The sequence below is a fragment of the Longimicrobium sp. genome (assembly GCF_036399935.1).
Classification (GTDB): domain Bacteria; phylum Gemmatimonadota; class Gemmatimonadetes; order Longimicrobiales; family Longimicrobiaceae; genus Longimicrobium.
The window spans coordinates 110832-134121 of sequence record NZ_DASWMD010000021.1 but is presented as its reverse complement, the minus strand read 5'-3'; the positions used below and the strand labels follow the sequence as shown (position 1 = coordinate 134121).

Genomic DNA, 23290 nt, shown 5'->3' with positions numbered 1-23290 from the left:
CGCCGGCGCGCCCGGCCGCCCCCGCCGCGGGGAATCCACCCGCGGCATCGACACCTTCCCTCGTCCGGCCGCTTCGCCGGGCGCGAGGGGATCCGTCCGCGTTCCACGCACCCGATCGACAGGCGTCCCCAGGCCATGAACTTCCCCGCGGCACTCACCGAACTGACACCGGCCCAGCGCCTGGAGCTCCTGAAGATGGCGCGGGCCCGCGACCTGGTGCGGGACCGGTCGGAGCTCCCGCCGATCGAGCCCGCCACCCGGGAGGGCCGGCCGCCGCTGTCGTTCGCGCAGGAGCGGCTCTGGTTCATCGACCGGCTGGAGCCGGGGAGCGCCGTCTACAACATCCCCGTGGCATGGCGCCTGGAGGGTGCGCTGGACGAGGCGGCGCTGGAGCGGAGCCTGGGCGAGATCGTCCGGCGCCACGAGGCGCTGCGCACGGTCTTCGCCGAGGTGGACGGCTCGCCGGTGCAGGTGATCCTGCCCTTCGGCGGGTTCGCACTGCCGGTGGAGGACCTGTCGGGGTTGAGCGGCGCGGACCGCGAGACGGCGCTCAGGCAGTGCGTCCGCGACGAGGCGGGACGGGCGTTCGACCTTGCGGCGGGACCGCTCTTCCGCGCGGCGCTGCTGCGGCTGCGTGCCGACGATCACGTGCTGCTGCTCTCGGTTCACCACGTCGTCGGCGACGGGTGGAGCCTGGGGGTGCTCTACCGGGAGCTGTCGTCGCTGTACGAGGCGTATCGCGACGGGCGTGAGTCGCCGCTGCCGGAGCTGCCGGTGCAGTACGCCGACTACGCGGTGTGGCAGCGCGATCAGGTGGAGGGCGAGGTGCTGGAGCGGCAGCTCTCGTACTGGCGGGAGCGCCTGGCGGGTGCGCCGGAGCTGCTGGAGCTGCCCGCGGACCATCCGCGCCCGGCGGTGCAGACGTTCCGGGGGGCGCGCGAGAAGAGCGAGCTTCCCCTGGAGCTGCTGGAGCGGCTGCAGGCGCTGGGACGGAGCGAGGGCGCGACCCTGAACATGACGCTGCTCGGCGCCTTCCAGGTGCTGCTGTCCAAGTATAGCGGGAGCGACGACATCGTCGTGGGCACCCCGGCCGCGGGGCGGACGAGGAAGGAGGTCGAGGACCTGATCGGCTTCTTCGTCAACACCCTGGTGCTGCGCACCGATCTCTCCGGCGACCCGAGCTTCCGCGAGGTGCTGCGGCGGGCACGGGAGGCCACGCTGGGCGCGTACGAGCACCAGGACGTGCCCTTCGAACGCCTGGTGGCCGAGCTGCAGCCGGAGCGCACCCTGAGCCACGCGCCCCTCTTCCAGGTGATGTTCGCGCAGCAAAACGCCGTGGACCGCGGAGTCGCGCTGCCGGGGCTGGAGGTGAGCGAAGTCGAAGCGGAGCTCGCGAGCGCCAAGTTCGACCTCTTCCTCACGGCCAAGGCGACCACCGGGGGCCTGCGTGTCGGGCTGAACTACGCCACGGACCTCTTCGAGCGCGCCACGGCCGAGCGGATGCTCGGCCACCTGGCGCGGGTGCTGGAGCAGGTGGCCGCCGACCCGGACGTGCGCCTCTCGCGCCTGGCGCTCGCCGGGCCGGAGGAGCGTGCCCAGGTGGTCGTGGAGTGGAATCGCACCGAGCGGCCGTTCCCGGAGGGCTGCATCCACGCGCTGTTCGAGGCGCAGGCGGAGCGCACGCCCGACGCGGTGGCGCTGGCGTGGGGAACGGAGGTGGTGACGTACCGGGAGCTGGACGCGCGCGCCAACCGGCTGGCCCACCACCTGGCCGGGCTGGGCGTGGGGCCCGAGAGCCGGGTGGGGCTGCGCCTGGAGCGCGGCGTGGACACCGTGGCCGCCACCTTGGCCGTGCTCAAGGCCGGCGGCTGCTGTGTTCCCGTAGACCCGGCCTACCCGGCCGAGCGGATGGAGCTCATGCTGGCCGACTCCGCCGTACGCGTCCTGCTGAGCGATGGGGAGCTCGCCGCACCGCCAGGCCTCCACGTCGTCCGTCTCGACCAGGCCGCGGATGTGCTCGCCGGCGGGCCGGATCACCCCCTGTCCACGAACGCGTCGGCCCTGAACCTGGCCTACGTCTTCTACACCAGCGGCAGCACGGGACGCCCCAAGGGCGTGATGATGGCCCACCGCGAGGTGGTGCAGTACGCATCCGGCCTCCCCGGGACGATGCCGATCGGCCCCGGCGACCGCGTGGCGCAGGGATCGAACGCGAGCTTCGACGCGGCGGTGTTCGAGATCTGGGGCGCGCTGCTGAACGGCGCCACGCTGGTGGGCATCGAGCGCGACGTGCTCCTTTCCGCGCCGCTGCTGGGGCAGGCGCTGCGCGAGCAGGGGATCACGCACCTGTACCAGACGGCCGCGCTCCTCAACCAGCACGTGGGCGAGCAGGCGGACGTCTACGCGAGCCTGCGCCAGCTGGTCTTCGGGGCCGAGGCGGTGGGGACCGAGAGCGTGCGCCGGATGCTGCGCGAGGGCAAGCCTGCCCGCGTGCTGCACGAGTACGGGCCCACCGAGGCGACCGTATGGTGCACGCTGGAGGAGGTGCATGAGGTGGCGGAGGACGCGCCCACGGTGCCGATCGGCGGGCCGATCCCGAACGCGCGCGCCTACGTCCTCGACCCCGCGGGCGAGCCGCTCCCGGTGAACATCCCTGGCGAGCTGTGCATCGGAGGCGAGGGCGTCGTGCGCGGCTACCTGGGCCGGCCCGCGCTGACGGCGGAGCGCTTCGTCCCCGATCCCTTCGCTGACGCCCCCGGCGCGCGGATGTACCGCACGGGCGACCGGGCGCGGTGGCGGGCGGACGGGAAGCTGGAGTTCATGGGCCGCCTGGACGACCAGGTGAAGATCCGCGGCTTCCGCATCGAGCCGGGCGAGGTGGAGGCGGCCATCGCGGCGTACCCGGGGGTGCGTGAGGCCCGGGTGATGATGCGCGAGGACCAGCCGGGCGACAAGCGGCTGGTGGCGTACGTGGTGGGAGAGGTGGAGGCGGACGGGCTGCGCGCGCACCTGCGCCAGGGGCTGCCGGAGTACATGGTGCCGCAGGCGATCGTGGCCCTGGAGCGGCTGCCGCTGAACGCGAACGGCAAGGTGGACCGCAAGGCGCTGCCGGTGCCCGAGTACGCGGCCGGCGCGGACCGGTACGTAGCGCCGCGCACCCCGGCCGAAGAGGTTCTGGCGGGGATCTGGGCCGAGGTGCTTCGCCTGGAGCGGGTGGGCGTTGAGGAAAGCTTCTTCGAGCTGGGCGGGCACTCGCTGCTGGCCGTCCGCGTGATGTCGCGGGTCCGCGCGCTGTCGGGCGTGGAGCTGCCGCTGCGGGCGTTCTTCGAGGGACCCACCGTGGCGGCGCTGGCCGGCCGCGTGGAAGAGATGCGCCGCGCCGGGCTGGCGGCGGTGCTGCCGCCCGTGGTGCCCACCGAACGCACGGGGGCGCCGCCGCTGTCGTTCGCGCAGCAGCGGCTGTGGTTCCTGGAGCAGCTGGGAAACCTGGGCAGCACCTACCACGTCCCCATGCGCCTGCGGATGCGGGGCGAGCTGGACCGGGGCGCGCTGGCGCGGTCGCTGGACCGCATCGTCGCGCGCCACGAGGTGCTGCGCACCTCGTTCCCCACGGTGGACGGCGAGCCGGTGCAGCACATCGCCCCGGTGGAGGAAAGCGCGTTCCGGCTGGTGGAGCACGACCTTCGTGGCTCGGCGGACGCGGACGACGAGCTGCGGCGCCTGGTGCAGGACGAGGGGACCGCGCCCTTCGACCTGGAGCACGGCCCGCTGGTCCGTGGGCGGCTGGTGCGGATGGCGGCGGACGAGCACGTGCTGCTGCTGACCATGCACCACATCGTCTCCGACGGCTGGTCGATGGGCGTGCTGCGCCGCGAGCTGGGCGTGCTGTACGCCGCCTTCGCGCGCGGCGAGCCCGATCCGCTCCCGCCGCTTCCGGTGCAGTACGCCGACTACGCCGTGTGGCACCGCGGCCTGGTGGAGGGCGAGGTCCTGCAGCGGCAGGCGGAGTACTGGCGCGAGACGCTGGCCGGCGCGCCGGAGCTGCTGGAGCTGCCGACGGACCATGCGCGCCCGGCGAAACAGGACTTCGCCGGCGCGTCGGTGAACGTGGAGCTCGGCGAGGCGCTGGCCGCGGCGCTCAAGACGCTGGGGCAGCGGCACGGCACCACGCTGTTCATGACGCTGCTGGCCGGGTGGGCCGCCGTGCTCGCCCGGCTGTCGGGGCAGGACGAGGTGGTGGTTGGCACCCCCACCGCCAACCGCGGGTGGAGCGAGATCGAGGGCCTGATCGGCTTCTTCGTCAACACCCTGCCGCTGCGCGTGGACCTGTCGGGCTCGCCCCGCGTGGCGGAGCTGCTGGAGCGGGTGAAGGAGCGCGCCCTGGGTGCCCAGCAGCACCAGGACATCCCCTTCGAACAGGTGGTGGAGCACGTTCGCCCCACGCGAAGCCTGGCGCACGGCCCGGTATTCCAGGTGATGTTCGCCTGGCAGAACGCGCAGGGGGAAAGCCTGGAGCTGCCGGGGCTGGCGCTGGGCCCGCTGTACCCGGCGGCTTCCGGGGGCCCGCCGTCGCAGGGGAACGCCAGGTACGACCTTTCGCTGGCGCTGCGGGAGGAGGGCGGGCGGATCACGGGCACGGTGGAGTACGCCACCGCGCTCTTCGGCCGCGCCACCGTCGAGCGGCACGTGGGCTACCTGCGGCGGCTGCTGGAAGAGATGGCCGCGGACGAGGCGAAGCCGGTGGACCGGCTGGCGCTGCTCTCCGCGGCCGAGCGGCGCACGGTGGTGGAGGAGTGGAACGCCACCGGCGCCGCGTACCCTGCCGACGCGTGCATCCACGAGCTCTTCGAAGCCCGGGTGAAGCAGGCGCCCGGCGCGGTGGCGGTGTCGTTCGAAGGGGAGCGGCTCACCTACGGGGAGCTGAACGCCTGGGCCAACCAGGTGGCGCACCACCTCCGCGCGATGGGGGTGGGGCCGGAGGTGCGCGTGGCGGTGGGCGTGCGGCGGGGGCTGGAGACGGTGGTCGCGCTGCTGGCGGTGCTCAAGGCCGGCGGCGGCTACGTTCCCCTCGACGTCGGGCATCCGGAGGACCGCATCCGCTACGCGCTGCACGACAGCGCGCCCGCCGCGCTGCTGACGGGGGGGCCGCTCGTCGGCCGCTTCGCCGGCACCGGGGTGCCGCTCGTGGACGTGGGCGACCGCGCGGCGTGGGGTGAGCATCCCGCGTCGGACCCCGATGGGGCCGAGGTGGCGGTGGGGCCGGAACACCTGGCGTACGTCATCTACACCTCCGGGTCCACCGGGCTGCCCAAGGGCGTGCTGGTGCGCCACGGCTCGCTGGTGAACCTGCTGGCCGTGGCCCGCGCGGAGTACGGTGTGGGCCCCGGCGACGTGCTGCCGGCGCTGGCCTCGAGCGCCTTCGACATCTCCCTCTTCGAGCTCCTTCTCCCGCTCATCTCCGGCGCCGAGACCCGCCTGGTCATGCCCCAGCGGGTGATGGACGCCCGCGCGCTGGTGAGCGAGATCGCCGACGCCACGCTCCTGCACGCGGTCCCCGCGCTGATGCGCGAAATCGTGCAGGTGGAGCGCCGGGCGCGGCGCCTGGGGCGCGTCCGCTGCACCTTCGTGGGCGGCGACCAGGTTCCCGCCGACCTGCTGCCGGAAATGAGCGCCGCCTTCCCGGCCGCGCGGACCTCGGTTCTCTACGGCCCCACGGAAACGACGATCCTGGCCTCCGCGCACCAGGTGCCGGCGGACGGCGTGGTCGCCGGGCACCCGATCGGCCGGCCGCTGGGGAACGTGCGCCTGTACGTCTGCGACGCGCGCGGCGAGCCGCAGCCCGTGGGTGTCGCAGGCGAGCTGCTGATCGGGGGGACGGGTGTGGCGCGCGGCTACCTGGGCCGGCCCGCGCTCACCGCCGAACGCTTCGTCCCCGATCCGTTCTCCGCCGTCCCGGGCGCGCGGCTGTACCGCAGCGGCGACCGGGCACGATGGAAGGAAAGCGGCGTTCTCGACTTCCTGGGACGCGCCGACTTCCAGGTGAAGATCCGCGGCTTCCGCATCGAGCTGGGCGAGATCGAGGCGCGGCTGCGCCAGCACCCGGCGGTGCGCCAGGCGGTGGTGCTGGCGCGCGAGGACGTCCCGGGGAGGAAGCGGCTGGTGGCCTACGTGGTGGGCGAAGCGCCGGCCGACGCGCTCAAGGGGTACCTCGAGGCCCGCCTGCCGGGGTACATGGTGCCGGGGGCGTACGTGCGGCTGGAGGCGCTTCCGCTCACGAGCAACGGCAAGCTCGACCGCAAGGCGCTGCCCGCGCCCGAGGGCGACGCGTTCGCGCGCCGGGGCAAGGAGCCGCCGGGCATCATGACGGAGCAGGTGCTGGCGGAGATCTGGGCCGAGGTGCTGGGGGTGGAGTGGGTGGGCCGGCGCGACCACTTCTTCGACCTGGGCGGCCACTCCCTGCTCGCCGTGCGGCTGGTGAACCGGATGCGCGAGGCGCTGAACCCGGCGGCGACGGTGGAAGACGTGTTCGCGTACCCGATGCTCTACCAGCTCGCGGCGCGGCTGCAGGAGAGCGGCGCGTGGTTCGGCCCCACCCGCGCCATCCCGGTCCGGGAGACCGGCTCCGAGCGCCCCCTGTTCCTGGTGCACGACACCATGGGGATCGTCTACTACGGGCAGCTCCTCCGGCCGCACCTGGACCCGGAGATCCCCGTGTACGCCCTGCCGGGGCCGCTCAACGACACCGACGAGCCCGACTCCGCGGAAGACCTGATCACCCGGCTGGTGCGGATGATCACCGAGGTGCAGCCGGAGGGGCCCTATCGCCTGGCGGGGTGGTCGGCGGGCGGGGTCTTCGCCTACGCGGTGGCGGAACGGCTGGTCGGAACGGGACGGGCGGTGGAATTCGTCGGGCTGCTCGACACCGCCTACCCGACCCCCAAGCGCACGCTGGAAACGCCGCTGGAGCGGCAGATCTCGGTGCTGGAGGTGCTGGCCCGGGACAGCGGCGAGACGCGGGCGACGGCCGAGGCGATCGTGGCGCTGCGGGTGGATGCCAACGGGCTGGACATGGCGGACTTCATCGCCGAGTGCAAGGCGCGGGCGCTCCTTCCCGAATCGGTGACCGTGGCCCGGGCCGAGCAGGTGCAGCGCCGCATCACCCTGCTCCAGAACAGCCACGGGGAGTTCGTCCCCGGGCCGCTCCCCGTCTCCGTGCACCTTTTCAGCAGCGACGATGCCGAGAGGACGGGCGACCCGCGCCGCGGCTGGCAGGACATGCCGGGGGGCGCTCCGTTCCGGCTGGTGCGCATTCCGGGTGAGCACCACACGATGTGGACGAAGGGGAACGTGGAGGCGGTGGGGGCGGCGATCTCCGTCGCGGTCCGTTCGTCCGCGGGCGGGGGCTGAGGCCCGGCGGGGCCGGCGTCTCACGACCGGCCGCCCGCCCGGCCGATCCTCACCCGACGGATTCGCCGGATTTGCGCCATCGTAGACACCGGGTCGCCGCGGCACGCGAACGACCCTGCTTCGCCGTTCTGCCGCGTCCAGTGCGCATCTTTCGTGTCATGTAGTACCCATAATCTCCCGGGTCAAGTGGGCCGATCGTTCTCCCGAAAGCTCCTTTCCGACAGAAAAGCTGGAGAGGGGCCCATGATTCCGCTAAACTCGGCGGCAACCGTTGACGCCACGGAAGCGCCTAGGTTATCGTTCATTTCCCTACGTTTTAGTACCATCGGGTAGTTCAAGTCCTCCCGACAAAGGCCGTGCCGCCGGAGTCAGCCGGACCGCCTCCCCACCTCCGTCGTCGAGGGCGGTGACGTGGGAGGCTGTTTCCGTCTCGGGCGGGGCCGGCCGGCGGGGGCCGCGAATCCGTGTGAGCTGGCAAGACAAGGGATCCTGCGGGGCACCTGCGCCCCGCAGTTTCACTGCTTTGGCAAGATATTCCGAGGGAAACAGGTTATGGACGTGCTTGCTGGTCGGACATCCTCCACGTCGCCGTCGGTGGCGGACGGGGGGCTGCTGCGGGAGCAGGCAGAGTACTGGCGGGAGACGCTGGCGCACGCCCCGGAGCCGCTGGAAGTGCCGGCCGACCGCCCGCGCCCCGCGCAGCTGGACTCCGCCGCCGCCCTCGTCCCGCTGGAGCTGGACGAGGAGCTGGCTGCGGCCCTGAACGCGCTCGGAATGCGTCACAGATCGCACATCTCCACGGTGCTGCTGGCGGGGTGGGCCGCGGTGCTGGGCCGGCTGTCGGGGCAGGCGGACCTGGTGATCGGGTGCTTCGCGAACGCGCTGCCGGTGCGGATGGACCTGTCGGGCTCGCCCACGGCCGCGGAGCTGGTGGGCCGCGTGGAGGCGCGGGTGCAAGGGGCGCTGCGGAACCAGGACCTTCCCTTCGCCGCTCCCTCGGCCACGCCGCTGTTCCGGGCGGGGTTCGCGTGGCGGGATGAGGCCGGGAGCGGCCTGCAGATCGACGGGGCGGAGCCGCGGTCGATGGCTGGGCTCGACCTTTCGCTCGACCTGTGGGAAGAAGGGAGTGGGATCGCGGGCCAGGTGGTGTTCGCGACGGCGCTGTTCGACCGGGCGACGGTGGAGCGCTACGCGGGCTACCTGCGCCGGGTGCTGGCGGGGATGGCGGCGGACGAGACCCGGCCGGTGGACCGGCTGGCCCTGCTTGCGGACGAGGAGCGGCGCCTGGTCGTCGAGGAGTGGAACCGCACCGAGACACCCTATCCCGCCGACTCGTACATCCACGAGCGGTTCGAGGCGCAGGCCCGTCGCACGCCCGACGCGGTGGCGGTGGTCTTCGAGGACCGGCGGCTGACGTATGGGCAGCTGAACGCCCGCGCCAACCGGCTGGCGCACCACCTGAGGAGCATGGGTGTGGGCCCCGACCTGCGCGTGGGGATCTGCGTGGAGCGCGAGCCCGAGCTGGTGGTGGCCGTGCTGGGGGTGCTCAAGTCCGGTGGCGCGTACCTGCCGCTGGACCCCGCTTATCCGCGGGAGCGGCTGCTCGACATGGTGCAGGACAGCGCCCCGGTGGTCATGCTGACGAAGGATTCGCTGGCGGGACGGCTGGCGGGGCTGGACGTGCCCCTGCTGCCGCTGGACGAGGACGCGGCGTGGTGGGCGACGCAGCCGGCCAGCGACCCGGAGCGCGCGGCGCTGACGCCGGAGCACCTGACGTACGTGATCTACACCTCGGGCTCCACGGGGCGGCCCAAGGGGGTGATGATGACCCACGGGGGCGCGTCCAACCTGCTGCACTGGTACCTGGGCGCCACCGCGCTCACCGAGCGCGACGCGGTGCTGGTCGTCACCTCCTTCAGCTTTCACCTGACGCAGCGGAACCTGATGGCCCCGCTGTTCGTGGGCGGCCGGGTGCACCTGGCGCGCGAGCCGTTCGAGCCCGGCAGGATCACCGCGCAGATCGTCGCGTCGGGGATCACCATGATGAACCTGACCCCCACGGGCTTCCAGGCGCTGGTCGAGGCGGACGGAGGCCGGGCGATCGGCGGGCTGCGGATCGTGGTGTTCGGGGGGGAGCCGCTGTACCCGCGCCAGCTGGCGCGGGTGCCGGAGCCCCGTCCGGTGTTCCTGAACCCGTACGGCTCCACGGAGGCCACCGGGATCACGGCGCACCACTACGCCCGGGCGGACCTGTCGAGCTACTCCAGCCGCTCCATGCCGCCGGGCCGCCCCATCGCCAACGCCACCATCTACGTGCTGGACCAGGCCGGCGAGCCGGTGCCGGTGGGGGTGACGGGCGAGCTGTACCTGGGCGGCGCCGGGGTGACGCGCGGCTACCGGCGGCTCCCGGGGCAGACGGCGGAGCGCTATCTCCCTGATCCCTTCGGCGGGACGCCCGGCGCGCGGCTGTACCGCACGGGCGACCTGGGGCGGTGGCTGCCGGACGGGACCATCGAGTTCATGGGCCGCGGCGACGCGCAGGTGAAGGTGCGCGGATTCCGCATCGAGCTGGGCGAGATCGAGGCGCGGCTGGCCGAGCATGCGGCCGTGCACGAGGCGGTGGTGGTGGCGCGGGCGCGCGAGGGCGAGGCCGGCGACCCCCGGCTGGTGGCCTACTACACGGGTGACTCCGTAGGCGCCGCGGCGCTGCGTGCCCTCCTCGCCGAGCGGCTGCCGGACTACATGGTCCCGGCCGCGTTCGTCCACATGGACGCGCTCCCCGTGAACCCCAACGGCAAGCTGGACCGCAAGGCGCTGCCGGAGCCGGTGTTCGCGGGGGACGAGGAGGCGTACGTGGCGCCGCGCACCCCGGTGGAGGAGGTGCTGGCCGGGATCTGGGCCGAGGTGCTGGGCGTCGCGCGCCTGGGCGTGGAGGCGAGCTTCTTCGAGCTGGGCGGGCACTCGCTGCTGGCCACGCGGGTGGTGTCGCAGGTGCGCGAGCGGTTCGGCGTGGAGCTGCCCCTGCGGGCGCTCTTCGAGGGGCCCACGGTGGCGGAGTTGGCCGCGCGCGTCGAGGAGATGCGCGGAGCGGGGCTACCGGTGCTCCCCCCCGTGGTGCCGGCCGGGCGTACACGGACGCTGCCGCTGTCGTTCACCCAGCAGCGGCTCTGGTTCCTGGAGCAGCTGGGGACGCCGGGGAGCGTGTACCACCTCCACAAGTCGCTGCGCCTGCGCGGCGCGCTGAACGTGGACGCGCTGGCGCGGGCACTGGACGGGGTGGTGGCCCGCCACGAGGCACTGCGCACCACCTTCGCGCAGGTGGACGGCGTTCCCGAGCAGCGGATCGCCCCGGCGGCGGCGAGCGGATTCCGCCTGGTGGAGCACGACCTGGGCGGGCGGTCGGACGCCGAGGCGGAGCTCGACCGGCTGATCGCCGCGGAGGCCCGTGCGCCCTTCGACCTGGAGCGGGGGCCGCTCGTCCGCGGCCGGCTCGTCCGGCTGGGGGCCGACGACCACGTGCTCCTCCTGGCGATGCACCACCTGGTCACCGACGGCTGGTCGTTCGGCGTGCTCTTCGACGAGCTTTCCGCGCTCTACGCAGCCCACGCCCAGGGGCGGGAAGCGCGCCTTCCCGATCTGCCGGTGCAGTACGCCGACTACGCGGTCTGGCAGCGCCGGTGGGTGGAAGGCGACGTTCTCCGCGAGCAGGCGGACTACTGGACGCGTACGCTGGCGGGCGCGCCGGCGCTGCTGGAGCTCCCCACCGACCGCCCGCGGCCGGCGCAGGTGGACCATGCGGGGGCGGTGCTCGGGGTGGAGCTGGACGAGGCGCTCACGGCGGGGCTGAAGGCGCTGGCACGGCGGCACGGCACCACGCCGTACATGACGCTCGTGGCCGGGTGGGCCGTGGTGCTGAGCCGGCTCTCGGGCCAGGACGACGTGGTGATCGGTACGCCCACGGCGGGCCGCGGACGGCCCGAGACCGAGGGGCTGATCGGCTGCTTCGTGAACACCCTGGCGCTGCGCCTGGAACTGTCGGGCGCGCCCACGGTGGCGGAGCTGCTGGGGCGGGTGAAGGAGCGGGCGCTCGCGGCGCAGCACCACCAGGACATCCCCTTCGAGCAGGTGGTGGAGCTGGTGGACCCGGTGCGCAGCGTGTCGTACCACCCGCTCTTCCAGGTGGTGATCGCGTGGCAGAACATGGCCCGCGGAGAAGGCAACGCGCTGTCGCTCCCGGGGGTGGAAGCGGGCGTGGCCGAGGAGTCCGCGCACGTCGATGCCAAGACCGATCTCTGGCTCGGATTGTGGGAGGCGGACGACCGGATACTGGGACGCGTGAAGTACTCGACGGCGCTCTTCGACCGGGCGACGGTGGAGCGCCACCTGGGGTACCTGCGCCGAGTGCTGGAGGCGTTTGCCGCCGACGACCTGCAGGCCGTGGACACCCTCCCGCTGCTCCCCGGGGCGGAGCGGCGCCTGGTGCTCCAGGCGTGGAACCGCACGGAGGCCGCGTATCCGCGCGGGGCGTGCATCCACGAGCTGTTCCAGGCGCAGGTGCGGAACACGCCCGACGCGGTGGCCCTGGTCTCCGGCGACATCTCGCTGACGTACGCGGAGCTGAACGCCCGCGCCAACCGCCTGGCGCGGCGGCTGGCCGCGCTCGGCGCCGCCCCCGAGACGATCGTGGCGCTGGCGCTGGAGCGGTCGGTGGAGATGGTGGTCGCGCTGCTCGCCGTCACCAAGACGGGCGCCGCCTTCCTCTCGATCGACCCGGACTACCCGGCCGAGCGCCGGCGCTGGATGCTGGATCGTTCCGCCGCCCGCCTCGTCCTGACCACCTCCGCGCTCGCCGCCGATCTCCCGGAGACGGGGGCGGCCGTCGTCGCGCTCGACCGGATCGCGGCGGAGGTCGCGGGTGAGGACGGCGGCGACCTTTCGGTGCGCGTGGATGCCGAGAACGCCGCCTACGTGATCTTCACCTCCGGATCCACCGGGCGGCCCAAGGGCGTCGTGGTTCCGCACCGGGGGATCGGGAACCTGGCGGCGGCGCAGCGCGAGGCGTTCGGCGTCCAGCCGGGCGGGCGCGTGCTGCAGTTCGCCTCGTTCTCCTTCGACGCGGCGGTGGCCGAGGTGGCCCACACGCTGCTCGGCGGCGCCACCCTGGTGATGGCGCGCCCCGGGCAGGCCGGCCCCGAGCTGCTGGCGCTGCTGCGCGACAGCGCGGTCACCGTGGCCACGCTGCCCCCCTCGCTCCTCGCCACGCTCCCGGCGGAGGGCCTGCCGGCGCTGCGGACGGTGGTTTCGGCCGGCGAGGCCGTTTCCGCCGACGTGGTGGCGCGCTGGGGCGAGGGGCGGCGCTTCGTGAACGCCTACGGACCCACCGAGACCACCGTCTGCGCGACGGTCTCCATCGACCCCTCCCCCCGCGGACGTCCCCCGATCGGAAGCCCGATCGCGAACGTGCGCACCTACGTGCTCGACGCGCGGATGCAGCCGGTGCCCGTGGGCGTGCCGGGTGAGCTGTACGTGGGCGGCGTGGGGGTGGCGCGCGGCTACCTGGGCCAGCCCGCGCAGACGGCGGGGCGCTTCGTTCCCGACGCGTTCGGCGGCGAGCCGGGCGCGCGGCTGTACCGCACGGGCGACCTGGTGCGGTGGCGGCCGGACGGGTCGATCGAGTTCCTGGGCCGCACCGACTTCCAGGTGAAGATCCGCGGCTTCCGCATCGAGCCGGGCGAGATCGAGGCGCGGCTCGTGGAGCACGCCGGCGTCCGGGAGGCGGTGGTGCTCGTGCGCGAGGACACGCCGGGCGAGAAGCGGCTGGTGGCGTACTGGACGGGCGAGGCGGGCGCCGACGTCGAGGCGCTCCGCGCGCACCTGGGCGGGCGGCTGCCGGAGCACATGGTGCCGGCGGCGTACGTGCACCTGGAAATGCTTCCGCTTACGCCCAACGGCAAGCTGGACCGCAAGGCGCTGCCCTCGCCCGACGGCGAGGCGTTCGTGCGGCACGGCCACGAGGCGCCGGTGGGCGCGGTGGAGCAGGCGCTCGCCGAAATCTGGAGCGAGGTCCTGGGCGTGGACCGGGTGGGCCGCCACGACGACTTCTTCGAGCTGGGTGGCCACTCGCTGCTCGCCCTGCAGATGGCCTCGCACGTCCAGCAGGTGCTGGACGTGGAGGTGGAGCCGGGGAAGGTGTTCGAGTGCCCGGTGCTGAAGGACCTGGCGGAGGTGCTGGCGGCGGCCGGGCGCGTGGAGTTGCAGCCCATCGAGCGGGTGGACCGCGGCGGACACCTGCCGCTCTCCTTTGCGCAGCAGCGCCTGTGGTTCCTGGAGCAGATGGGCGGCCTGGGGAGCGCGTACCACGCGTCGCAGCGGCTGCGGCTGCGCGGCGCGCTGGACCGGGGGGCGCTGGGGCGCGCGCTGGACGGCGTCGTGGCCCGCCACGAGGCCCTGCGCACCACGTTCGCGGAGGTCGACGGGACCGCGGAGCAGCGCATCGCCCCCGCGGAGGCGGGATTCCACCTGGTGGAGCTGGACCTGGCGGGGCGCCCGGAGGCGGAGCTGGAGCGGGTGATGGCCGAGGAGCGGCGCGCGCCCTTCGACCTGCGGCGCGGCCCCCTCGTCCGCGGACGCCTGGTACGCCTGGCGGACGACGACCACGTGCTGCTGCTGACCATGCACCACATCGTCACCGACGGGTGGTCCATGGGCGTGCTCTTCGAGGAGCTTTCGGCGCTGTACGCCGCCCAGCGCGAGGGCCGGGAGGCGCGGCTCGCCGCGCTTCCCGTGCAGTACGCGGACTATGCGGCGTGGCAGCGGCGCTGGCTGGAGGGCGACGTGCTGCGGGAGCAGGCGGAGTACTGGACGCGGACGCTCGCGGGCGCCCCCCGGCTCCTGGAGCTGCCCACCGACCGCCCCCGGCCGGCGGAGATGGACCACGCGGGGGCGGTGCTCCCGCTGGAGCTCGACGCGGAGCTCACCGCGGGGCTCAACGCCCTGTCGCGCCGGCACGGGGCCACGCTCTACATGACGCTGCTGGCCGGGTGGGCGGCCGTGCTGGGCCGGCTTTCCGGCCAGGACGACGTGGTGGTCGGCACGCCCACGGCCGGCCGCGGGCGGTGGGAGATCGAGGGGCTGATCGGGTTCTTCGTCAACACGCTGGCCGTGCGGGTGGACCTGTCCGGCGCGCCGACGGTGGCGCAGCTGCTGGAGCGGGTGAAGGAGCGGTCGCTCGAGGCGCAGGGTCACCAGGACATCCCCTTCGAGCAGGTGGTGGAGCTGGTGCAGCCGGCGCGCAGCATGTCGTACAGCCCGCTCTTCCAGGCGCTGTTCGCGCTGCAGAACGCGCCCATGGGCGAGGCGCCGTCGCTTCCCGGGCTGGAGGTGGGGGCCGTGGGCGCCGGCGGGTCCATGCAGGAGGCCAAGTTCGACCTCTCGCTTTCCCTGCGCGAGGCGGACGACCGCATCGCGGGGAACGTGACCTACGCCACCGCGCTCTTCGAGCGGGACACGGTGGAGCGCTGGATGGGCTACCTGCGCCGGGTGCTGGCGGAGATGGTGGCCGACGACGCGCGCGGGGTGGAGCGGCTGGCGCTGATGCCGGAAAGCGAGCGCGCCCTGGTGGTGGAGGCGTGGAACCGCACCGACGAGCCCTTCACCGACCTCGTCCTCATCCACCGCCACTTCGAGGCGCAGGTGGCGCGCGCGCCCGGCGCGACCGCGGTGGAGTTCGGCGGCGAGTCGCTCACCTACGCCGAGCTGGACGCGCGGGCCAACCGCCTGGCGCACCGGCTGGTGGAGCTGGGCGTGCGCCCCGAGGGGCGGGTGGCGCTCTGCATGGAGCCGTGCAGCGGGGCCATCGCCGGCCTGCTGGGGGTGATGAAGGCCGGCGCGGCCTACGTTCCCCTGGACCCCGCGGCGCCGGACGAGCGCACCGCGTTCATGCTGGCCGAGTCCGGCGCCCGCATCGTGCTCGCCGACGCGGCGAGCGCCGCGCGCCCCTGGGCCGCGGGATACGAGGTGCTCGTGGTCGGCGGTGAGCTGGACGCCGAGCTGGAGCGCCATCCCGCCACCCCGCCCGCGGTGCAGGTCGGGCCGCGCCACCTGGCGTACGTCCTCTATACCTCCGGCTCCACCGGCGTGCCCAAGGGGGTGCTGGTGGAGCACGGCGGCGTGTGCAACACCATCGCCACCTTTTCCCGGCTGTACGAGAACGGGCCGGAGTCGCGGGTGCTCCTCTTCGCCCCGCTGCACTTCGACGCCTCGGTGCTCGACGTCTTCACCGCGCTGGCCAACGGCGGCACGCTGATCGTCGCCCCGCGCCACGAGACGATCCCCGGCGACGAGCTGACCGGGCTGCTGGCCCGCAAGCGGATCACCCACGCCAAGTTCACCCCCAGCGCGCTGGCGGCCACCCCGTGGGCCCACCTCCCGGAGCTGCAGGTGGTGATCCTGGGCGGGGAGATCTGCTCGGCCGAACTGGTGGCGCGCTGGGCGCCCGGACGCCGCTTCTTCAACGGGTGGGGCCCCACCGAGGTCAGCGTGCGCTCCACCGCCTTCCAGGCCACGGACGGCACCTGCCCGCCGCCGATCGGGCGGCCGCTGGGGAACGTCACGCACTACGTGCTGGACCCCGCGGGACGGCCCGTCCCCGTGGGCGTGCCCGGCGAGATCTACGTGGGCGGCGCCGGCGTCACCCGCGGCTACCTGGGGCGGCCGGCGCTCACCGCCGAGCGCTACGTTCCCGATCCCTTCGCCAGGCACCCCGGCGCGCGGATGTACCGCACCGGCGACAAGGTGCGCTGGCGCGCCGACGGAATGCTGGACTTCGTCGCCCGCATGGACGGGCAGGTGAAGGTGCGCGGCTTCCGCATCGAGCTGGGCGAGATCGAGGCGGTGCTGCGCCGGCACGAGCGCGTGGCCGACTGCGTGGTGATGGTGCGCGAGGACGTGCCCGGCGATCAGCGGCTGGTGGCGTACGTGGTGGGCGGCGCCGGGACGGACGAGCTGCGCGAGCATGTGCGGCAGACCCTGCCGGAGTACATGGTCCCGGCCGCATTCGTCTTCCTGGACGCGTTCCCGCTGTCGCCCAACGGCAAGCTGGACCGCAAGGCGCTGCCGGCGCCGGAGTACGGGGCGGCGGAGGAGACGTACGTGTCGCCCCGCACGCCCACCGAGGAGGTGCTGGCGGGGATCTGGGCGGAGGTGCTGGGCGTGGAGCGGGTGGGGGCCGACGACCAGTTCTTCGAGCTGGGCGGGCACTCGCTGGTCGCCACCCGCGTCGCCGCGCGCGTGCGCGGGGTCTTCGGCGTGGACCTGCCGCTGCGCGCCGTGTTCGAGCACTCGGTCCTTTCCGAGCTCGCGGCCGAGATCGAACGCCTGCGCGGCACGGGCGCGTCGGCCGGCGAGGGCGCCATCGCCCCCGCCCCCCGCGAGGGCGACCTGCCGGTGACCTTCGCGCAGGAGCGGCTCTGGTTCGTGGACGCGCTGGACCCGGGGAGCCCGGTGTACGCCATCCCGTTCTCGTACCGCACCACCGGCCGCCTGGACCCCCACGCGCTCCGCCGCGCGCTGGCCAAGCTGGTGCGCCGCCACGAGCCGCTGCGCACGACTCTGCCGGCGGTGGATGGCGTTCCCGTGCAGCGGATCGGCCCGCCTCCCTCCAGCTTCGACCTGCCGGTCGCCGACCTGCGGCACCTGCCGGAGGAGGAGCGGCGGGCGGAGGCCCGGCGCCTGGAGGCCGAAGCCAGGCGGCACCGCTTCGACCTGGCGCGGGGGCCGCTCTTCCGCGCCTCGCTCGTTCGCGTCGCCGACGCCGAGCACCACCTCCTCCTGAACATCCACCACGCCATCGGCGACGGGTGGTCGCTGGGGGTGCTGCGGGAGGAGCTCTCGGCGCTGTACGGCGCCTTTGCGCGCGGCGAGCCGTCGCCGCTGCCGGAGCCCGCGCTGCAGTACGCAGACTACGCGGTGTGGCAGCGCGAGCGGCTGTCCGGCGCCGTGCTGGAGCGGCAGGTGGAGTTCTGGCGGCGGGCGCTGGACGGCGCCCCGGCGCTGCTGGAGCTGCCGACGGACCGTCCCCGGCCGCCGGTGGAATCGCACCGCGGCGCGCTGGAGCGCCTGGTCGTCTCGTCCGATCTGACGGCGGAGGTGCACGCGCTGGCCCGCCGCGAGGGCGCCACGCTGTTCATGGTGCTCCTCGCCGCGCTGGACGTGGTGCTCGGACGCCTGGCCGGGCAGAAGGACGTCGTCGTGGGGACGCCGATCGCGGGGCGGACGCGGGCGGAGACGGACCGCATGGTGGGGCTGTTCCTCAATTCGCTGGCGCTGCGGACCGACCTTTCCGGCGACCCGAGCTTCCGCGAGCTGCTGGGGCGGGTGCGCGAGACCACCCTGTCCGCGTACGCGCACCAGGAGCTCCCCTTCGAGCGGGTGCTGGAGGAGGTGCGTCCCGAGCGCAGCATGGCGCACGCCCCCGTGTTCCAGGTGATGCTCAACCTCGCCAACTTCCAGCGCGGCGCCTTCCAGGCCGACGACCTGGAGGTGGCCGAGGCGAGCCCGGGCGACGACGCGGCCAGCAAGTTCGACCTGACGCTGTACGTGAAGGAGCGGGACGGGGGGCTCCACGTCAACCTCGTGTACGCAGCCGACCTGTTCGACGCGCCGCGGATGCGCGGGCTCCTGTCGCAGGTGGAAGGCGTGCTCCGCCAGGCCGTCGCCGCGCCGGAAACCCGCGTCGGCGCGCTGTCGCTGGCGACGGAAGCGGCGCGCGGCGTCCTCCCCGATCCTGCCCGGCCGATCGAGGCCGAGGCCTGCCGCGGGGCCGTGCACGAGGTCGTTGCCGCGCGGGCGATGGCGACGCCGCACGCGCTGGCCGTGGAGGATCCGCGCGAGCGCTGGACGTACGCCGAGCTGGACGCGGCGGCCAACCGCATCGCGCACCGGCTGATCGACTGCGGGGTGAAGCCGGGCAACGTGGTGGCCGTCTACGCCCACCGCTCCGCGGCTCTCGTGCGGGCGATGCTGGGCACGTGGAAGGCAGGCGCGGCGTTCGCCATCCTCGATCCCGCGTATCCGCCCGCCCGCCTTGCGGCGCAGGTTCGCGCGTCGAAACCCCTCGTCATCCTTCTCGTCACCGCCGCGGGCGACGTCCCGAGCGACCTGATCGAGGCACTGGGAGAGAGCGTCAAGGGCGCCATCGTCCTCGGCCCCAAGTCCGACGACCCGGACAGCATCGCGCGCTTCCCGGCTACCGCGCCCGCGGTCTCCGTGGGGCCGGACGACCTGGCGTACGTGGCCTTTACCTCGGGGACCACCGGCACGCCGAAGGCCATCGCCGGCACGCACCGGCCGCTGGCGCACTTCTTCGGCTGGTACGCGAAGGAGTTCGGGATCGGCGAGGCGGACCGCGTCTCGCTCCTTTCCGGCCTGGCGCACGACCCGCTGCTGCGCGACGTCTTCGCCCCGCTGGCGGTGGGTGGGAGCATCGCCATCCCCGACGCGGGGGAGATCGGCACGCCGGGGTGGCTGGCGGGGTGGATGCGGGACTTTGGCGTCACCGTCGCCCATCTCACCCCCGCGATGGCCCAGGTCCTGGCGACGGGGCCAGCGGATGCACAGCTCCCCGCGCTGCGGCTGGCGTGCTTCGGCGGCGACGTTCTGCGCGCGGCGGACGTGGAGCGGCTGCGCGCCGTCGCGCCGAACGCCGAGGCGGTCAACTTCTACGGCGCCACCGAGACGCCCCAGGCCATGGCTTTCTTCCGCATCCCCGCCGACCTGTCGGCGGTGGGCCCGGCCGTCCCCATGGGCCGCGGGATCGAGGGCGTGGACCTGCTGGTGATCACCCCGTCGGGAGCGCTGGCGGGGATCGGCGAGCGGGGGGAGATCGCCGTCCGCACCCCGTATCTCTCGCGCGGCTACCTGAACGACGCGGAGCTGACCGCGTCTCGCTTCGTTCCCAATCCCCTGACCGGCGACCCGGCCGACCGCGTGTACCGCACCGGCGACCTGGGACGCTACCGCGCTGACGGCGCCGTGGAGCCCGCCGGCCGCGTGGACGGCCAGGTGAAGGTGCGCGGCTTCCGCGTGGAGCTGGGCGAGATCGAGGCCGCGCTGGCGAAGCACCCCTCCGTGCGCGAGGCCGTCGTCGCCGCCCGGGGCGAGGGAGACCGCGCGCTCGTCGCGTACGCCGTTCCGCGTGAGGGCGCCGGGATGGACGTGGAGGCGCTGCGGGCGCACCTGAAGTCCCTTCTCCCCGACTACATGGTGCCCGCGGCGTTCATGGCGATCGCGGCGGTGCCGCTGACGGCGAACGGCAAGGTGGACCGCCGCGCGCTGCCGGAGCCGGAGGCGAGCGCGTCCGGACAGGTCGCGCCGCGCACGCCGACGGAGGAGATCCTGGCGCAGCTCTGGGCCGAGGTCCTGCGCCTGGACTCCGTGGGCGTGAACGACGACTTCTTCGCGCTCGGTGGGCACTCGCTGCTGGCGACGCGGCTCCTGGCGCGGGTGCAGAACGCGATGTCTGTCGTCGTTCCGCTCCGCGCGCTCTTCGAGGGGCCCACGGTGGCGGAGCTGGCCGTACGCGTGGAGGAGATGCGCCGCGCCGGGCTGCCGGTGCTGCCGCCGGTGGTGCCTGTCGATCGTGACCGCCCCCTCCCGCTCTCGTTCGCCCAGGAGCGCCTCTGGTTCATCGACCAGCTGGAGGGCGGGAGCGCGCCGTACAACATCCCCGCCGCGCTGCGCCTTACCGGCGCGCTCGACGTGGACGCGCTGGAGCGCAGCCTGGGCGAGATCGTCCGCCGCCACGAGTCGCTGCGGACCATCTTCCGCGAGGTGGACGAAGGGGCGGTGCAGGTGATCGCGCCCTTCGCCGGCTTCGCCCTTCCCGTGGACGATTTGTCCTTGCTGCCCGAGGCGGAGCGCGAGGCGGAGGTGCGGCGGCGTGTGCGGGAGGATGCGGCGCGTCCGTTCGACCTCACCGCGGGCCCGCTCGTGCGCGCCGTGCTGCTGCCGGTGGCGGACGAGGAGCACGTCCTGCTGCTGTGCATCCACCACATCGTCAGCGACGGGTGGAGCAGCGGCGTGCTTCGGCGCGAGCTGTCGGCCCTGTACGCCGCCTATCGCGAGGGTGGCGATTCGCCGCTGGCTGCGCTGCCGGTGCAGTACGCCGATTTCGCCGTGTGGCAGCGCGAGCAGCTGCGGGGCGAGGTGCTGGACGCCCAAGTCGGCTATTGGAAGGAGCGGCTGGCGGGCGCGCCGGCGCTGCTGGAGCTGCCGACGGACCGGCCCCGGCCGGCGGTGCAGTCGCATCGCGGCGCGCGGGAGCGGTTCGACCTCCCGCGCACGCTGCTCGACCGTCTCCAGGCGCTGGGCCGGGGCGAGGGCGCCACGCTGTACATGGTGATGCTCTCCGCCTTCCAGCTGCTGCTGAGCAAGTACAGCGGAAGCGACGACGTCGTCGTGGGCAGCCCCATCGCGGGGCGGACGCGGCGCGAGGTGGAGGAGCTGATCGGCTTCTTCGCCAACACGCTGGTGCTGCGGACCGATCTCTCGGCCGACCCCACCTTCCGCGAGCTGCTGGGGCGCGTGCGCGAGGGTACCCTCGGGGCGTACGAGCATCAGGACGTGCCCTTCGAGCGGCTGGTCGCCGAGCTGCAGCCGGAGCGGTCCCTGAGCCATTCGCCGCTCTTCCAGGTGATGTTCGCGCTCCAGAACGCCGACCGCTCCGGCTTCGACGTCGCGGGGCTGCGGATGGAGGGGGTGTCTGGGGAGGTGGAGACCACCCGGTTCGACCTGGGGCTCACCGCCATCCCGCACGACGGCGGCATTCGCGGCGCGTTGGAGTACAGCACCGACCTCTTCGACCGCTCCACCGTCCAGCGGATGCTCGGCCATTTGGAGCGGGTGCTGGAGCAGGTCGCCGAGGATGCGGACGTGCGGCTTTCGCGGCTGGAGCTGCTCTCGGCGGAAGAGCGCGGCCTGGTGGTGGACGCCTGGAACCGCACCGAACGCGAAACCTCCGACCCGCCGGCCCACGTGCTCTTTGCCGAGTGGGCGCGCCGTGCCCCGGAGGCCGTCGCCCTCCTGGACGGCCGCGAGGCCGTGACCTATGGCGCGCTGGACCGGCGCGCGGCGGTCCTTGCCGGGCACCTGCGCAGCCTTGGAGTCGGGCCCGAGACCCCGGTGGGCCTGTGCATGGAGCGCACGCCCGAGCTGCTCGTGGGGGTGCTGGGGATCTGGAAGGCGGGCGGCGCCTACGTTCCCCTGGATCCCGGCTACCCCGCGGAACGGCTGGGATGGATCATCGCCGACGCGGCGCTTCCGGTGGTGGTCGCCACGGCGGGTACGGCCGGAGTGCTGCCGGAGCACGGAGCCACTGTCGTCCGGGTGGACGAACTCGTGGAGACGGAAGCGGCGCCGGAGGTGCCCGCGTCCGACGCGAGCCTGGCGTACGTCATCTACACCTCCGGCTCTACCGGGCGTCCCAAGGGGGTACTGGTGGAGCACGGCTCCCTGGCGAACCTGCTGGCCGCCACGCGCGAGGCGTTCGGCATCCGCGAGGGCGACGTGATGCCCGCGCTGGCTTCGTACGCCTTCGACATCTGGCTCTTCGAGGCGCTGCTTCCGCTCACCTCGGGCGCGACGGTGCGCCTGGTCGATCGCGAGCGGGTGATGGACGTGCCCGCGCTGGTGGAGGAGATCGCGGACGCCACGCTCGTGCACGCCGTCCCCGCGCTGATGCGGCAGCTGGTCCATGCGGAGCGTGAGACGCCCCGGCTGGGGCGGCTGCGGCGCGCGTTCGTGGGTGGCGACCGTGTCGCGGCCGACCTGCTGGCGGAGATGCGCGAAGCACTTCCCGCAGCGGAGTCGCACGTCTTCTACGGTCCCACCGAAGGGACCATCCTGGCCTCCACGCACCCCGTCCCGCAGGACGGAATGGTATACGGGCACCCGATCGGGCGTCCCTTGGGGAACGTGCGGCTGTACGTCTGTGACGCGCTCGGCGGCCCGCAGCCGGCGGGCATCCCGGGCGAGCTGCTGATCGGCGGGGCGGGGGTGGCGCGCGGCTACCTGCGCCGGCCGGCGATGACCGCGGAGCGCTTCGTCCCCGATCCCTTCTCCGCCGATCCGGGCGCACGGCTATACCGCACGGGCGACCGGGCGCGCTGGCGGGCGGACGGAACGCTGGAGTTCCTGGGGCGCACCGACTTCCAGGTGAAGATCCGCGGCTTCCGCATCGAGCCGGGGGAGATCGAGGCCGTGCTGCGTGAGCACGAGGGCGTGCGCGAGTGCGCAGTCCTGGTGCGCGAGGACGCGGGCGAGAGCCGGCTGGTGGCGTACGTGGCCGGTGGCGTGGAGGCGGACGCGCTGCGGGAGCACCTGAGGCGGAGCCTGCCGGAGTACATGGTGCCGGCGGCGTTCGTGGTGCTCGACGCGCTGCCGCTGACGCCGAACGGCAAGCTGGACCGGCATGCGCTGCCGGCGCCGGACTACGCGGCAGGCGCCGACCGGTACGTCGCCCCGCGGACGCCGGCCGAGGAGGCGCTGGCGGAGATCTGGGCGGAGGTGCTGGGGCTGGACCGGGTGGGCGTGCAGGAAAGCTTCTTCGACCTGGGCGGGCACTCGCTCCTGGCCACGCGGGTGGTGTCGCGTGTCCGCAAGCGGTTCGGCGTGGAGCTGCCGCTGCGGGCGCTCTTCGAGCACCGCACGGTGGAGGAGCTGGCGCGCGTCGTGGCAGAATCGGAGGCGGTGGCCCAGGCGGGACCGGTGCCCGAACCGGCGCCCGGTCCCGAGGCCAGCGCGCACCACCTGCTCGCGACCATCGACGAGCTGTCGGAAGAAGAGCTGGACCGGCTCCTGAGCGCGCAACTCTGAAGAACCAGAAATT

General features: G+C 73.7%; 2 protein-coding genes. Both read left to right on the top strand.

The window, feature by feature from the left end; genetic code table 11:
• The first annotated feature begins 135 nt into the window (after positions 1 to 135).
• Entirely contained in the window at positions 136 to 7407 is a 7272-nt protein-coding gene (locus VGB24_RS07390; protein ID WP_331072301.1) for an amino acid adenylation domain-containing protein, read from the top strand.
• Between the two features lie 552 nt (positions 7408 to 7959).
• Positions 7960 to 23277 (top strand): non-ribosomal peptide synthase/polyketide synthase, encoded by a 15318-nt coding sequence (locus tag VGB24_RS07385; protein WP_331072300.1) that lies wholly within the window; start codon positions 7960 to 7962, stop codon positions 23275 to 23277.
• Positions 23278 to 23290 lie beyond the last annotated feature (13 nt).